Annotated in this window: 1 protein-coding gene; it reads right to left on the bottom strand. The window is 48.1% G+C overall.

What is annotated here, in order from left to right:
* A partial coding sequence (locus tag QWY28_RS23520) for a hypothetical protein (RefSeq protein ID WP_300955333.1) occupies positions 1-285 on the bottom strand: 285 nt, incomplete at both ends.

The following is a 285-nucleotide window of genomic DNA, read 5'->3' as shown; positions in this document are numbered from 1 at the left end:
CCAAGCCTTGTTTTGAATTCTTCTGCGGTCACGTCAGCGAACTGGTTGATGCCTTGTTTGTAGGAGACGAGGCCTTGCTCGTAAAGGGCATTGTGGCTTTCGATTGCCCGGAGGTTGTCTTTGAAGATGGCGAAACGTTTGGTTTCTTCTGCTGGGTCTTTGTAGGTCTTCTTGTGCTTGAGCTTAAATTCGTGGAATTTGGCTTCATGCTCCCCCAGAATAGAGGCGCTGACGGCAACTACCAACAAACTAGCCAAAATGAGACCTTTCATGATGATGATGAGG

This window comes from Nocardioides oceani, from assembly GCF_030412965.1.
GTDB lineage: Bacteria > Actinomycetota > Actinomycetes > Propionibacteriales > Nocardioidaceae > Nocardioides > Nocardioides oceani.
This window is presented reverse-complemented; position numbering and strand designations above follow the sequence as displayed.